Source organism: Paracoccus sp. 228 (assembly GCF_000967825.1).
Lineage (GTDB): Bacteria > Pseudomonadota > Alphaproteobacteria > Rhodobacterales > Rhodobacteraceae > Paracoccus > Paracoccus marcusii.
Map to the genome: position 1 here is coordinate 630,593 of NZ_JYGY01000002.1, position 14,610 is coordinate 645,202.

General features: G+C 67.3%; 17 protein-coding genes. 6 read left to right on the plus strand and 11 right to left on the minus strand.

Annotated elements, in window-relative coordinates:
• Positions 1–6 precede the first annotated feature (6 nt).
• From rapZ to SY26_RS08405, 5 genes are all read left to right on the plus strand, one after another.
• Positions 7–957 carry an RNase adapter RapZ gene (gene rapZ, locus SY26_RS08385; RefSeq protein WP_046000088.1) on the plus strand — a complete coding sequence of 317 codons (951 nt, stop codon included), beginning with the start codon at positions 7–9 and terminating at the stop codon, positions 955–957.
• 43 nt (positions 958–1,000) lie between these two features.
• On the plus strand, positions 1,001–1,423 hold the full coding sequence (locus tag SY26_RS08390) for a PTS sugar transporter subunit IIA (RefSeq protein ID WP_045982754.1): 423 nt from the start codon (positions 1,001–1,003) through the stop codon (positions 1,421–1,423).
• Complete coding sequence (locus tag SY26_RS08395; protein WP_046000089.1) at positions 1,420–1,698, plus strand: HPr family phosphocarrier protein; 279 nt, start codon at positions 1,420–1,422, stop codon at positions 1,696–1,698. Before SY26_RS08390 ends, SY26_RS08395 begins: the two co-directional genes overlap by 4 nt.
• Positions 1,698–2,327, plus strand: a complete 630-nt coding sequence (locus SY26_RS08400; protein ID WP_046000090.1) for a TetR/AcrR family transcriptional regulator — start codon at positions 1,698–1,700, stop codon at positions 2,325–2,327. Before SY26_RS08395 ends, SY26_RS08400 begins: the two co-directional genes overlap by 1 nt.
• An 85-nt stretch (positions 2,328–2,412) precedes the next feature.
• Positions 2,413–2,814: a DUF2852 domain-containing protein gene (locus SY26_RS08405; protein ID WP_052715199.1), complete on the plus strand. Its 402-nt coding sequence runs from the start codon at positions 2,413–2,415 to the stop codon at positions 2,812–2,814.
• Positions 2,815–2,847: 33 nt separating this feature from the next.
• On the opposite strand, the gene betC is transcribed toward SY26_RS08405, so the two are convergent.
• The 9 genes from betC to SY26_RS08450 all read right to left on the minus strand — a co-directional run bounded on the left by betC (position 2,848) and on the right by SY26_RS08450 (position 10,266).
• On the minus strand, positions 2,848–4,341 hold the full coding sequence (gene betC, locus SY26_RS08410) for a choline-sulfatase (RefSeq protein ID WP_255352862.1): 1,494 nt from the start codon (positions 4,339–4,341) through the stop codon (positions 2,848–2,850).
• 6 nt (positions 4,342–4,347) lie between these two features.
• A complete protein-coding gene (gene choX, locus SY26_RS08415) occupies positions 4,348–5,277 on the minus strand; it encodes a choline ABC transporter substrate-binding protein (protein ID WP_046000091.1) in 930 nt (309 codons plus the stop codon).
• A gap of 76 nt (positions 5,278–5,353) precedes the next feature.
• Positions 5,354–6,229, minus strand: coding sequence for a 3-hydroxybutyryl-CoA dehydrogenase (locus SY26_RS08420; RefSeq protein ID WP_045982758.1), 876 nt, complete (start codon positions 6,227–6,229; stop codon positions 5,354–5,356).
• Positions 6,230–6,339: 110 nt separating this feature from the next.
• Positions 6,340–7,266, minus strand: a complete 927-nt coding sequence (locus tag SY26_RS08425; RefSeq protein WP_046000092.1) for an electron transfer flavoprotein subunit alpha/FixB family protein — start codon at positions 7,264–7,266, stop codon at positions 6,340–6,342.
• The gene (locus tag SY26_RS08430) at positions 7,266–8,024 is read right to left on the minus strand and encodes an electron transfer flavoprotein subunit beta/FixA family protein (protein ID WP_046000093.1); all 759 of its coding nucleotides are present in this window, start codon (positions 8,022–8,024) and stop codon (positions 7,266–7,268) included. The genes SY26_RS08425 and SY26_RS08430 overlap by 1 nt, the downstream gene beginning before the upstream one ends.
• A 111-nt stretch (positions 8,025–8,135) precedes the next feature.
• Positions 8,136–8,708: a cob(I)yrinic acid a,c-diamide adenosyltransferase gene (locus SY26_RS08435; protein ID WP_046000094.1), complete on the minus strand. Its 573-nt coding sequence runs from the start codon at positions 8,706–8,708 to the stop codon at positions 8,136–8,138.
• Positions 8,708–8,908, minus strand: coding sequence for a twin transmembrane helix small protein (locus SY26_RS08440; protein ID WP_045982762.1), 201 nt, complete (start codon positions 8,906–8,908; stop codon positions 8,708–8,710). The genes SY26_RS08435 and SY26_RS08440 overlap by 1 nt, the downstream gene beginning before the upstream one ends.
• Before the next feature lie 27 nt (positions 8,909–8,935).
• Complete coding sequence (locus SY26_RS08445) at positions 8,936–9,754, minus strand: SDR family NAD(P)-dependent oxidoreductase (protein WP_046000095.1); 819 nt, start codon at positions 9,752–9,754, stop codon at positions 8,936–8,938.
• Positions 9,751–10,266, minus strand: coding sequence for an SH3 domain-containing protein (locus tag SY26_RS08450; protein ID WP_046000096.1), 516 nt, complete (start codon positions 10,264–10,266; stop codon positions 9,751–9,753). Before SY26_RS08450 ends, SY26_RS08445 begins: the two co-directional genes overlap by 4 nt.
• A 125-nt stretch (positions 10,267–10,391) precedes the next feature.
• Here SY26_RS08450 and parC point away from each other — a divergent pair, with 125 nt between their 5' ends.
• On the plus strand, positions 10,392–12,635 hold the full coding sequence (gene parC / locus SY26_RS08455) for a DNA topoisomerase IV subunit A (protein ID WP_046000351.1): 2,244 nt from the start codon (positions 10,392–10,394) through the stop codon (positions 12,633–12,635).
• Between the two features lie 70 nt (positions 12,636–12,705).
• Here the strand turns inward: parC and SY26_RS08460 are convergent, their stop codons facing one another.
• Positions 12,706–13,614: an SDR family oxidoreductase gene (locus SY26_RS08460; protein ID WP_046000097.1), complete on the minus strand. Its 909-nt coding sequence runs from the start codon at positions 13,612–13,614 to the stop codon at positions 12,706–12,708.
• 138 nt (positions 13,615–13,752) lie between these two features.
• Positions 13,753–14,571, minus strand: a complete 819-nt coding sequence (locus SY26_RS08465; protein ID WP_045982766.1) for a DUF533 domain-containing protein — start codon at positions 14,569–14,571, stop codon at positions 13,753–13,755.
• Positions 14,572–14,610 lie beyond the last annotated feature (39 nt).

The following is a 14,610-nucleotide window of genomic DNA, read 5'->3' on the forward strand; positions in this document are numbered from 1 at the left end:
GGACGCATGGACCACGACGCCATCGAACCCGAGGCCCAACGGCTGGTGCTGGTCACCGGGCCGTCCGGGGCAGGGCGATCGACCGCCATCAACGTGCTGGAGGATCTTGGCTTCGAGGCGATCGACAACTTGCCCTTGTCGCTGATCCCGCGCCTGCTGGACGGACCCGCGCGTCCGACGCCGCTGGCCTTGGGGCTGGACGTGCGCAACCGCGACTTTTCTGCATTCAATGTCATCGAGCTGATTGATCGACTGACGCGCCTTCCCGGCTATGCGCCCGAGGTGCTGTATCTTGACTGCGACGCCGATACCCTGGTCCGCCGCTACAGCGAGACGCGCCGCCGCCATCCCTTGGCCCCCGATGAGGCGCCGATGGCCGGGGTCCTGGCCGAGATCGACCTGCTTGCGCCGATCCGCGTGCGGGCCGATGTGCTGGTCGATACGACCGAACTGTCGCCCCATGACCTCAAGGCCGAGCTGACGCGGTGGTTCGACGTGCGTCCCGACCGGCGGCTCAGCGTGTCGCTGCACTCCTTCAGCTACAAGCGTGGCGTGCCGCGGGGCCTGGACCTGATGTTCGACTGTCGGTTTCTGGCCAACCCGCACTGGAACCCGGACCTGCGGCCGCTGGACGGTCGTGACGACCGCGTGCAGGCGCATGTCGCCGCTGATCCACGATTCGCCGAATTCTTTCAGCGGACCCGGGGTCTGGTCGAATTTCTTCTGCCCGCCCATATGGACGAGGGCAAATCGCACCTGGCGGTCGGTTTCGGCTGTACTGGGGGACAGCATCGTTCCGTCACTTTGGTGGAAAAGATGGCCCTGGCGCTTGCAGATGCGGGCTGGCCGGTGTCAATAAGGCACAGGGAACTGGAGCGTCGGGGCATGACGCTGCAGTCTGGTGCGGACGCATCGCCTGCGGGCGAGGCTCGCGCGTCGCAAAGGCAGGCGTCATGAGGTTTGGGGTGTTTTGGAAGTCTTCTGGGCTTGGTGAGGCGCGTTGATCGGTATTGTCATAGTGGCGCATGGGGGATTGGCCCGAGAGTATCTCTCGGCCGTCGAACATGTCGTGGGTCCGCAGGTTGGTATCGCCGCCGTCGCGATCGAGGATGATCACGACCGCGCGGCCAAGACCGCCGAGATCAAGGCGGCCGCGGATGCGGTCGATCTGGGCGACGGCGTCGTCCTGGTGACCGATCTGTTCGGTGGTTCTCCCTCGAACCTGTCCCTGCCGGCCTGCGCGGTGCAGGACCGCACCATCCTCTACGGCGCGAACCTGCCCATGCTGGTCAAGCTGGCCAAGTCGCGGCACCTCAGCGTGCCGGTCGCGGTGGGCTTCGCCAAGGACGCGGGGCGCAAGTACATCAATTCCTACAACGTCCCGCCCGAGGCCGCGCTGGACAGCGGACGGTATCCGCGATGACCGATGCGATCACCCGCGACCTGTCGATCATCAACGTCAAGGGCCTGCACGCCCGGGCCAGCGCCAGGTTCGTGGACGTGGTCGAACGCCATGACGCGCAGGCAAGGGTCGAAAAGGACGGCATGGCCGTCTCTGGGGACAGCATCATGGGTCTGCTGATGCTGACCGCCCCGCGCGGCAGCCAGATCCGCGTGACCACCTCCGGCCCCGAGGCGCAGGCCCTGGCGGACGCGCTGGAAGCGCTTGTGGGGGACTATTTCGGCGAAGGCATGTAGTGCCCGCGCCCGTCACCCCCGACCGCAAGTCCTATCACCACGGCAACCTGCGCCAGGCCCTGGTCGAGGCGACCGCCGATCTGGTCCAGGAGCAGGGCCCGCAGGCCTTCACGCTGACCGAGGCCGCGCGCCGCGCCGGCGTGTCCCCTGCCGCCCCCTATCGCCACTTCAAGGGTCGCGACGACCTGCTGGAGGAGGTCGCGCGCCAAGGCTTCATCGAATTCGCCGCCCGGCTGGAGGCCGCATTCGACGGCGGTCGTCCGCGGCCGCTGACCGCGTTCCTGCGCATGGGCCAGACCTATCTGGACTTTGCCGCCGAACGGCCCGGTTACTACATGGCGATGTTCGAAAGCGGCATCTCTGTCGTGGGCAATGTCGATCTGGCGGCCGCCTCTGCGCGGGCGCAGGGCGTGCTTGTGACCGCGGCCGAGGCGATGGCCGCCCGACTGCCCGAAGATCGCCGCCCGCCCGCCCGCATGGTGGCCAACCACATCTGGGCGCTGAGCCACGGCGTGGTCGAGCTGTTCGGCCGCGGCAAGCCCGGCTGCCGCAGCCCGGTCGAGCCGTCCGAAATGCTGGAAAGCGGGGCGCTGATCTATCTGCGCGGGCTTGGACTGATCCAGAACTGAATTGTTGGACGACGATCTTGACGGAACCCTCCGCGCCGCCCATCTATGTAAATGTAATTCACATTAACATAGGGAGATACCACAGATGACCATCGCAACCCCCGTGCTTCGCCCGGCGACGACCCAGCAGCGCATCACCGATGTGCTGGTCCGTGGTCGCGACTGGCTGGATGCGCGCGGTCGCCCCGCCTGGCTTGTCGCCATGGTGCTGGGTTTCATCTTTGTCTGGCCCGTGGGCCTGGCCATTCTGGGCTACATGATCTGGAGCAAACGCATGTTCGGATGCGGCAAACGCACCGCTGCCCCCCGCTATTCCGCGCCGTCGACCGGCAACAGCGCCTTCGATGCCTATCGCGCCGAGACGCTGAAGCGGCTGGAGGATGAGCATCGCGAATTCATCGACTTCCTGGCCAAGCTGCGCGAGGCCAAGGACAAGGCGGAATTCGATCAGTTCATGGAAAAGCGCGACGCCAAGACCGACGCGTAAGCAGATCGGGGGCCGGGTGACCGGCCCCCGATCCTATTCACCACGGGGAAACCGCTGGTTTTCCTCAAGTACGTTCAGGTCCATGTGATTGCGCATGTAGCGTTCGGACGCACGCTGCAGCGGCTGGTGGTCCCATGGATAATAGGCCCCGTTGCGCAACGCCTCGTACACGATCCAGCGGCGGGCCTGCGAATGACGCACCTGCGCGTCATAGGCCGACAGATCCCACCGCTGCGCCGCCTGTGCACGCAGATCGGACAGCACCGCCGCATGGGCCGGATCGCCGGCCAGGTTCACGCGCTCTGCCGGGTCGCTGTCCAGATCGAACAGCATCTCGGGATCGGCGTCGCAGGCAATGTATTTCCAGCGCCCGTCGCGCAGGGCGACCATGGGTGCGATGCTGCCTTCGGCTGCATACTCCATCGGCACCGGTCCGCGCGGCGCCCCTCGCGCCAGCGACCGGCCATCGGTCCAGGGTGCGATCTCGTCCATCGGCAGGCCCGCTAGGTCGCACAGCGTCGGCAGCACGTCGATGGTGCTGACCGGCTGGTCGACACGTCCCGGCGCCATGCCCGGCGCGGCGATCATCAGCGGCACCCGGGCCGAGCCTTCGAAGAAGTTCATCTTGAACCACAGCCCGCGTTCGCCCAGCATCTCGCCGTGGTCGGACAGGAACAGGATGATCGTGTCATGCTGGCGCGTCGCCTCCAGCACGTCCAGGATCTGGCCGATCTTGTCATCGACATAGCTGATATTGGCGAAATAGCCCTGCCGCGCGCGGCGGATATGATCGTTGGTGATCTCCAGCCCGCGCCAATCACACGCATCCATCAGGCGCTGCGAATGCGGGTCCTGCTGGTCATAGGGGATCGGCCGCGGCGGCTCCAGTTCCGGGATGCCGTAATACAGGTCCCAGTACTTGCGCCGCGCCACGAACGGGTCGTGGGGGTGGGTAAAGCTGACGGTCAGGCACCACGGCCGATCGTCGGCCCCGCGTGCCAGATCGTACAGCTTGCGCGTCGCGTGATGGGCGACCTCGTCATCATATTCCAGCTGATTGGTGATCTCGGCCACGCCCGCGCCCGTGACGGATCCAAGATTGTGGTACCACCAGTCGATCCGTTCCCCCGGCTTGCGGTAGTCCGGGGTCCAGCCGAAATCGGCGGGATAGATGTCGGTGGTCAGACGCTCCTCGAAGCCGTGCAGCTGGTCAGGGCCGACGAAATGCATCTTGCCCGATAGGCAGGTGTTGTACCCCGCCCGGCGCAGGTGATGCGCATAGGTCGGGATGTCGGACGCGAATTCCGCCGCGTTGTCATAGACCCGCGTGCGGCTTGGCAACTGGCCCGACATGAAGCTGGCCCGCCCCGGCGCGCAAAGCGGGCTGCCGGTATAAGTGTTCGCGAACCGGGTCGACCGTTCGGCCAGTCGCCGCAGGTTCGGGGTGTGCAGGAAACCGGCGGGGCCGTCGGGGAAAAGAACCCCCGACAGCTGATCCGCCATGAGGATCAGGATATTGGGTTTCACGGGCTGTTATCCGGCGACGGCGGCCTGCACGGCATCCAGGCCGGGCTGCCCGTCCAGCGTGGTGACGCCGTCCAGCCAGGGGCCCATCGCATCGGGATTGGCGGCCAGCCACTCGCGCGCCGCGTCCTGCGCATCGGCGCCGTCGTCCAGGATCGCGCCCATCAGCTGGTTCTCCATCGACACGTCGAAGACCAGCTGGCTGAACAGCCGCGCGGCATTGGGGCACATTTCGGCCCATTCGCTGCGGGCAAGGGTGTGGACGGTCGCACCGCCGAAATCGGGGCCGAACTGTTCGTCGCCGCCCGACAGATAGGTGATCTCGATCGCCTCGTTCATCGGGTGGGGCGCCCAGGCCAGAAAGACGGTGGGCGTGTCGGCATTGCGGGTGACCTGCGCCAGCATCGCCTGTTCACCGCTTTCGACCAGCTTCCAATCGCCCAGGCCGAACAGGTCGGCGTCGATCATGCCCTGGATGTTCTGGTTCGCGGGGGCGCCGGGTTCGATGCCATAGATCTTGCCTTCGAACGCGTCGCGATGGGCGTCCAGATCGGCGAAATCCGCGACACCAAGCGCCGCGGCGGCGGGGTTCACGGCCAGGGTGAACTTGGCGCCCTCCAGGTTCTGCGCCAGCTCGGTCACGCCGCCATCGGCGTCCAGATCCTCGCGGAACGCGGCCTGCGCCGGCATCCAGTTGCCCAGGAACACGTCAGTCTGCGCGCCCTTCAGCGCCTCATAGCCGACAGGAACGGACAGGGTCGCGATGTTCGGGGCATAGCCCAGGGCCTCCAGCACGACCGCCGCGACGCCGTTCGTCGCAGTGATGTCCGTCCAGCCCGGATCGGACAGGCGCACGGTGCCGCATTCGGCAGGATCGGCGGCATGGGCAGGCAGGGCGGCCACGCCCAGAAGCAGGGCGGCAAGGATCGGCTTGGTCATGGGTCTCTCCTGTCGGTGTGAAGATCTGCCCTCATGCTGGGCAGATTCTCAGGGCGCGCCCGCCTGAATGCGACAGTCAGCGCGTCGGAACTGGTGTATCGCCACGGTAATCATAAAAGCCGCGGCCCGTCTTGCGGCCCAGCCAACCGGCCTCGACGTATTTCGTCAACAGCGGGCAGGGGCGGTATTTCGTGTCGGCCAAGCCGTCATGCAGCACGTTCATGATCGCCAGGCAGGTGTCCAGGCCGATGAAATCGGCCAGCTCCAGCGGGCCCATCGGGTGGTTGGTGCCCAGCTTCATCGCGCTGTCGATGCTGCTCACCGATCCCACGCCCTCGTAAAGCGTATAGACGGCCTCGTTGATCATCGGCATCAGGATGCGGTTCACGATGAAGGCGGGGAAATCCTCGGCGGTGGCCGATGTCTTGCCCAGCTTCTCGACGACGGCGTGCAGTTCGCGATAGGTCGCCTCGTCCGTGGCGATGCCGCGGATCAGCTCGACCAGCTGCATCACGGGAACGGGGTTCATGAAGTGGAACCCCATGAATTTCTCGGGCCGGTCGGTGCGCGAGGCCAGCCGCGTGATCGAGATCGACGATGTGTTCGACGTCAGGATCGTCTCGGGCTTCAGGTGCGGGACCAGGTCCTCGAAGATCGCCTGCTTCACCGTCTCGCGTTCGGTCGCGGCCTCGATCACCAGGTCGCATTGGCCCAGGTCCGACAGCTTCAGCGTCGTGCGGATATGGCCCATGGCGGTCGCCTTGACCTCGGCGGTGATCTTGTCGCGGGCGACCTGGCGTTCCAGGTTGCGGTCGATCAGGGCGATGGCCTTGTTCAGCGCATCCTGGCTGATGTCGGTCAGCAGCACGTCATAGCCCGCCACCGCAAAGACATGCGCGATGCCGTTGCCCATCTGACCTGCGCCGATCACGCCAACCGATTGAACCGTCATGCCTGCATCCCCTGTTCCGACGCCGGGACGATAGGGCGGGGCGGGGCATGCTGCAATGCAAAACCGCCCCCCGTCGCCGGGGGGCGGTCCGTGGCAATCCTTGTGCGGGATTACAGCTTTTCGGTCAGTTCCGGGACGATGGTGAACAGATCGCCCACCAGGCCGTAATCGGCGACCTGGAAGATCGGTGCTTCCTCGTCCTTGTTGATGGCCACGATGACCTTGCTGTCCTTCATGCCGGCCAGGTGCTGGATCGCACCGGAAATGCCGACCGCGACGTAGAGCGCGGGCGCCACGACCTTGCCGGTCTGGCCCACCTGCCAGTCGTTCGGGGCATAGCCCGAATCGACCGCCGCGCGCGATGCGCCGACGGCGGCGCCCAGCTTGTCGGCCAGCTGTTCGATCATCACGAACTGCTCCTTGGAGCCCAGGGCGCGCCCGCCCGACACGACACGTCCGGCCGAGGTCAGCTCGGGGCGGTCGCTCTGGGCGACCTCGTCGTTCAGCCATTTTGACAGGGCCGGATCGTCCGCCAGCGCGGCGTCGGACACGGGCGCCGCGGGACCTTCGCCGGCCGCGTCAAAGCTTGCCACGCGGATGGTCATGACCTTCTTGCTGTCGGCCGAGGTGATCGTCTGGATAGCGTTGCCGGCATAGACCGGACGCTCGAACGTGTCGGCGTCGATCACGGCGGAGACGTCGGACATCACCATCACGTCCAGCAGGGCCGCGACACGCGGCATGACGTTCTTGGCATCCGTGGTGGCGGGGGCCGCGATGTGGCTGTAATCGCCCGCCAGCGCCACGATCAGCGCGGCGGTCGGTTCGGCCAAGCGGTGGCCGTAACGCGCATCCTCGGCGACCAGCACCTTGGAGACGCCGGCGATGGTCGCGGCCTGATCGGCCGCCGCACGCGCCTGCGCGCCGGCGCACAGCACGGTCACGTCGCCCAGGGCGGCGACGGCATGGACGGCCTTGGCGGTCGCATCGCGGTTCAGTTCGCCGCCGGTGACTTCGGCCAGAAGAAGAACAGCCATCACACGATCCCCGCTTCTTTGAGTTTCGACACAAGCTCGTCGACCGAGCCGACCTTGATCCCGGCCTTGCGGCCCTCGGGTTCGCGGGTCTTGACCACGGTCAGGCGCGGGGTGACGTCGACGCCGTAATCGGCGGCGGTCTTCTCCTCCAGCGGCTTCTTCTTGGCCTTCATGATGTTGGGCAGCGACGCATAGCGCGGCTCGTTCAGGCGCAGGTCGGCGGTCACGATGGCGGGCAGCTTGACCTCGATGGTCTGCAGGCCGCCGTCGACCTCGCGAGTGACATGGGCCGCGTCGCCCGCGATCTCCAGCTTGCTGGCAAAGGTCGCCTGGCTCCAGCCCAGCAGGGCCGACAGCATCTGGCCGGTCGCGTTCATGTCGTTGTCGATCGCCTGCTTGCCGGCGATGACCAGCTGCGGCTGTTCGGCATCGACGATGGCCTTGAGGATCTTGGCGACGGCCAGCGGTTCGATGTCCTGATGCACGTCATCGGCGGCGACGACCAGGATGGCGCGGTCCGCCCCCATGGCCAGCGCGGTGCGCAGGGTTTCGGCGGCCTGCTTGACGCCGATGCTGACGGCCACGATCTCGGTGGCCGCGCCCTTTTCCTTCAGGCGGATGGCTTCTTCGACGGCGATCTCGTCGAAGGGGTTCATCGACATCTTCACGTTGGCCAGATCGACACCCGATCCGTCCGCCTTCACGCGGGCCTTCACGTTATAGTCGATCACGCGCTTGACTGGCACGAGGACTTTCATCGGCCTCTCTCCCTTTGTTTGCGTCATCTGTCGCAGGATTGTTAGACAGGGAAATCCGGCAAGGACAGGGCAAAAGCGTCACAGGACGCAGCGTTTGCGGCGACGCCCCCGTCAGCGGCTGGCGCCCGGCACCCACAGGATATCATCAGCGCCGTCGTTGTTGGCCACGCGGCCCGCGACGAACAGCCAGTCCGACAGCCGGTTCAGATAGCGGATCGCACTGGCGTTCACGTCGCCTCCCGCCAGCAGTTCGGTGGCGCGGCGTTCCGCCCGGCGCGCGACCGTCCGCGACAGGTGCAGATGCGCGGCCAGCGCGCTGCCACCGGGCAGGATGAAGCTGCGCAGCGGCGCGATGTTGGCGTTCATCGCGTCGATCTCGGCCTCGAGGCGGTCGATCTGGGCGTCGATGATGCGCAGGACCGGATAGCCCGCCTGATCGTCCGCGGCCATGTTCGGGCGCGACAGGTCGGCGCCCAGGTCGAACAGGTCGTTCTGGATCACGGCGATGCGTTCGGCCAGATCGCCCGTCGCATGCTGGCGGCACAGGCCCAGGGTCGCGTTCAGTTCGTCGACGGTGCCGTACGCTTCGACGCGGGGGTCGTGCTTGGCCACGCGGCTGCCGTCGGACAGGGCGGTGTCGCCCTTGTCGCCGGTGCGGGTATAGATCTTGTTCAGAACGACCATCAAATCGACCTCAGCCACAAAAACAGCATCAGGATGACCAGCGCGGCGGCCTGGGCATACAGCCGCCAGCGCATCATGCGGTTGCCATGCTTGCGGTTGAAATCGCCGCCTTTGGCAAAGCCGCCGATCCCCGTCAGCAGGATCGCGATGACGACCCCGACGGACAGGATCGTGACAAGGAACAGGGATTGATCGGGCATGGGGGACACCGCCTTTCGGCCGCCAACCTAGTTGCGCCGCGCAAACCAGTCCAGAGCGCGGGTCGGCAGAACCCGCCGCGCGACCCCGGAAATGCGCGTCGGCGCCGTGACATAGTAGCGCGGGGCGGGGTTCGCCGCCGTCAGCGCGGTCAGGATGCGGTCGCTGACCGCGCGCGGCGGCAGCTCGAACCGGTCCTTGCCCGAGGGCTCATAGAGCCGCTTGAGCAGGCTGGCGCGGTACTGGTCGGCGCGCGGGCTGGCCTGCCAGTTCACCCACCGCTCGAAATGCGGGATGGCGTTTTCGCGGATGCGGCTGGTGATGGGCCCCGGCTCGATCAGGGTGACGTGGATGCCGGTGCCGTGCATCTCGAGGCGCAGCACGTCGGTCAGCCCCTCCAGCGCGAATTTCGTGGCCACATAGGGGCCGCGCCACGGGATGCCGACCAGCCCCAGGACCGAACTGATGGTGACGATCCGCCCCGCACCGCGGTCGCGGAAATGCGGGATCAGCCGGGTGGTCAGGTCATGCGTGCCCAGCAAATTGACCTCGAAGATGGCGCGCAGGGCGCCGCGGGGCATGTCCTCGACCGCGCCGGGCAGGGCGAACGCCGCGTTGTTGACCAGCGCGTCGATCGGACCGCCAGCCAGCGCGGCCTCGGCGCAGGCGGCGACGCTGTCCTCGGACGCAAGGTCCAGGGGCAGGCACTCCATCCCTTCGGCCTGCCGGGCGGCGATGTCCGCCGGGGTGCGGCAGGTGGCCACGACCTGCCAGCCCTGCGCCTGCAGGTGGCGCGCGGCGTCCAGGCCGATGCCCGACGAACAGCCGGTGATCAGCGCGCGCCTCATGGGGCGTCGGACGTCAGGAACTGGGCCGAGACGAATCCCTGCCGGCCTTCGGCCGTCTGCACCTGCACCCACTCGCCGCCCGTCGGACCCAAGGCCTGCACCGCCGATCCGCCGGTCAGGCTGGCCACGACCGGATTGTCGGTGCCCGCGCCTGCGCGCATGTTCACCCGGTCGGCCGTGACATACAGCACCGGCCCGTCGGCAGGCACCACCTGCGCGGCCTCCGGTGTGGCCCCCGCATATTCGGGCGACGGCTCCAACGGCGGACCCGGAAAACGCTGCGTGCGTTCCGGGGTCTGGCTGGCGGCGGGGACGATGTCGACCGGCGGCGTCGCGGGCAGGGTGCCGGCCGCCGGAGCGGTCAGCGACGGTGCGCCTGCATCGGTCGCGGCGCTGGCCCGCGCTGCCGGTTCCGGCCTGCGTTCGGTCCGCAGGTCGCCCTGGCCGAACCGGTCCAGCGTCATGAACACGCCCAGCAGCGTCACCAGCATCAGCAGTCCCAGCCTGATCATCGCGCCCGTCCCCCGTTGCGGCCATCGGATTAACCGATTTGATCGTCCAACGCCACGCGGACGGCAGCGTTCCCGGCCAGCTTTTCGATCTGGACCGGGCGGGCCATGGGGCCTATCCAAGGCGCATGGCCGACGATCTGATCCCCCAGCCCGAACAGGGCACCTCTTCCGAACCCCTCAGCCGTGCGATCGGCGAGCGGTACCTGACCTATGCGCTGTCCACGATCATGCACCGCGCGCTGCCCGATGCCCGCGACGGGCTGAAGCCGGTGCACCGCCGCATCCTCTATGCGATGCGCGAACTGCGCCTGGCGCCCAACGGGGCGTTCCGAAAGTCGGCCAAGATCACCGGCGACGTGATGGGCAACTATCACCCGCATGGCGACGCCGCGATCTATGACGCGATGGCCCGCCTGGCCCAGGATTTCGCCATGCGCTATCCGCTGGTGGACGGGCAGGGGAACTTTGGCAACATCGACGGCGACAACCCTGCCGCTGCGCGATACACCGAGGCCCGCCTGGCCGCGACGTCCGAGGCGCTGATGGATGGCCTGGCCGAGGATTCGGTCGATTTCCGCCCCAACTATGACGGCACGCTGAGTGAGCCGGTCGTGCTGCCCTCGGCCTTTCCGAACCTGCTGGCCAACGGTGCGTCGGGGATCGCGGTCGGCATGGCAACCAACATCCCCCCCCACAACCTGCACGAGGTCGTGGACGCCTGCCTGCATCTGATCAAGACGCCCGACGCGCGCGACGACACGCTGGCGACCCTGATCAAGGGGCCCGATTTCCCGACCGGCGGCGTGCTGGTCGAATCGGCGGACAGCATCGCCGAGACCTATCGCACCGGGCGCGGCGCGTTCCGCCTGCGCGCGCGCTGGACGCAGGAGGATCTGGGCCGCGGGTTGTGGCAGATCGTCGTCACCGAGATTCCCTATCAGGTGCAGAAATCCAAGCTGATCGAACGGCTGGCAGAGCTGATCCAGACGCGCAAGATCCCGATCTTTGCCGATGTGCGCGACGAATCCGCCGAGGACGTGCGCATCGTCATCGAACCGCGTGCCCGCACCGTCGACCCCGAACAGCTGATGGGCGCGCTGTTCCGCGCCAGCGATCTGGAGATCCGGTTCAACCTGAACATGAACGTGCTGATCGACGGCCGCGTGCCCAAGGTCTGCTCGCTCAAGGAGGTCCTGCGCGCGTTCCTGGACCACCGCCGCGACGTGCTGGTGCGCCGCGCGGCCTATCGCCTGGACAAGATCGCGTCGCGCCTGGAGGTGCTGGAAGGCTATCTGGTTGCCTATCTGAACCTGGACCGCGTGATCGAGATCATCCGGACCGAGGACGAGCCCAAGGCCGTGATGATGGCAGAGTTCGGCCTGAACGACGTGCAGGTCGAGGCGATCCTGAACATGCGCCTGCGCGCCTTGCGCAAGCTTGAGGAGATCGAGCTGCGCGCCGAACGCGACTCCCTGTTAACCGAACGCGAGGGGCTTCAGGCGATGCTGGACAACGAGGCCGCGCAATGGGCGCGCATCGCGGACCAGCTGAAGGAAGTGCGGAACCTGTTCGGCAAGTCGCGCCCCGAGGGTCAGCGCCGCACCACGATCAGCGAGGCGACCGAGATGCCCGTGATCGACCTGGAGGCCATGATCGAGCGTGAGCCGGTGACCGTGGTCCTGTCGAAGATGGGCTGGATCCGCACCCTGAAGGGCCATCAGCCGCTGGACGCTGAACTGAAGTTCAAGGACGGCGACGGCCCCGGCCAGGCCCTGCATGCCGAGACGACCGACAAGCTGATGATATTCGCGTCGAACGGGCGGTTCTACACCCTTCCGGTCAATACGCTGCCCGGCGGGCGCGGGATGGGAGAGCCCTTGCGCCTGATGGTCGATCTGCCCAACGAGGCGCAGGTCATCGCCATGTTCCCGTGGCGCGAAGGGGCAAAGTATCTGGTCGCATCACGGGCGGGCGACGGGTTCATCGTGGGCGCGGGGGACATCCTGGCCCAGACCAAGACCGGCAAGCAGGTCCTGAACGGCGACGCGCTGCTGTGTCGTCCGGTATCGGGCGACCACGTCGCTGTCGTCGGCGAAAACCGAAAGATGCTGGTCTTTCCCTTGGCCGAACTGCCCGAGATGGCGCGCGGCAAGGGCGTGCGGCTGCAGCGCTCTGGCAAGGGCGGTGGGCTGGTCAAGGCGGATGAGCTGGTCGATGCGATCTGCCTGACGCTGGCGCAGGGCCTGTCCTGGCCCATGACCGGCGGCAAGACCCGGACCGAACCGGACCTGACCGAATGGCTGGGCAAGCGGGGCAGCGCCGGTCGAATGGCACCGCGCGGTTTCCCGCGCGACAACCGCTTTGCCTGAGGCGGCACCCCTCGCGACGCCAAGGCGCGCCGCGAGGGCCCGGCGCGGTTGAGCCGCCCGGAAGGGTCGCTCAGAGCCCGCCGCCGCCGACGGACCCGAAATATTCGCCGGTAATGTAGCTGGCCTCGTCCGAGGCCAGCAGCACATAGATCGGCGCGATCTCGACCGGCTGCCCGGGGCGACCCAGGGGTTGGCTTGCACCATGTTCCTTTGCCTTGTCGGTCGGCTGGCCGCCGCTGATCTGCAGCGCGGTCCAGTAGGGGCCGGGACAGACCGCATTCACGCGGATGCCGCGCGGGGCCAGCTGTTTCGCCAGCGACTGCGCGAATGCCACGTTCGCGGCCTTGGACTGCGCATAGTCGAACAGGTGCGCCGACCCCGAGAACGCCTGCACCGACGAGGTGATGATGATCGATGCGCCCGCATCCATGTGGGGCAGCGCGGCCCGCGTCACCCAGAAGGGCGCATAGATGTTGGTCTTCATCGTGGCGTCGAAATCCTCGGTCGTCAGGTCCTCCAGCTTTTCGCAGAACTGCTGGCGACCGGCATTGTTGACCAGGATGTCCAGCCCGCCCAGCTGGGACACGGCGCTCTCGACCATCTCCTTGCAGAAGCCCTCGTCGCGCAGGTCGCCCGGAACGGCGACGGCCACGCGGCCCTCCGCCTCGATCAGCGACATGACCGCGTCGGCATCGGCCTGTTCGTCGGGCAGATAGCAGATGGCGACGTCCGCACCCTCGCGGGCAAAGGCGATGGCTGCTGCGGCGCCGATGCCGCTGTCGCCGCCGGTGATCAGGGCGCGCTTGCCCAACAGGCGGCCTGCGCCGCGATAGCTGGTCTCGCCATGGTCGGGCAGGGGGTCCATCTTCTGGGCCAGGCCGGGAAAGGGCTGTTCCTGCGCCGGGAAATCGGGGACGGGAAGGCGCGGCTCGGCGATGGCGCCACTGCGGAACGGGGGACGGGCGGGGGTGTCGGACATCTGTGGCCTCATGCGTTTGCGGTTCGCAGGCCAACCGCACAGCACGGCGAATGTTCCGGTCCGTCCGGGGCAAGAAAGATCAACCGCGCATGAAAAAGCCGCCGCCCCGATGGGACGGCGGCGATGGCCGGCGCGGTCTCAGGCGCCGTTGTAAAGCGGCATCACGCCCGCCTCGGCATGGACGGCGTTGACGGTGGCGCGGTCCAGCTTCATCGCGGTTGCCAGGTCATTCAGGTACCGGGCCTCGGCCTCGCTGTCGAAGTCGATCGCCAGCAGCGACATCAGATAGACCTGACGCTCCATCCCTTCGGGGACCTCGCGGGCAAGGCCCGCCGCATCGACGGGCGCGGCCATCTGGTCACGGATGAACTGGCGTTCGTCATCGTCCAGATCATCGCCCAGATGACCCAGCAGGCGCTGGCGTTCGGTGTCGTCGACATGGCCGTCGGACTTGGCCGCCTGGATCATCGCGCGCAGCATCAGCCCGGCGATGGCATTCTGTTCCGGCGTGGGCGCGACCTGCGGCTCGCCGTCATGGGCCAGCGCATCGTCGAACAGCGCACCAAAGGTGGCATTGTTCTTTTCCTGCGATCCCTTGGTGGCCAGATGGCCCGCCGCACCGCCCGCGGCCGCGCCGCCCAGAAGGCCGCCCAGCATTCCGCCCAGGCTGCCGCCGCCCATGCTGCCGCCGCCGCGCTGGCCGCCCAGCTTGTCCAGCAGGCCGCCAAGCGAACCGCTGCCCGTCCCGGTGCCGCCGCCAAGGGCACGGCCCAGCATCTGGTTCAGGCTGCCGCCCGACGTACCGCCGGTGTTGTTGCCCAGCAGGTTGTCCAGCAGGCCGCCGCTGGCCTTGCGCTGGCCGGGACGCCCGCCATGCTGGTTGTTCATCATCGTGCCGATCCCCTTGGCCAGCATCACGCCGGCGGCGACCTTGGTCAGGCTTCTCATCAGGCTCATGCGAATCCCCCTTGTGGATGGGCGCGGACCTGATGGCCC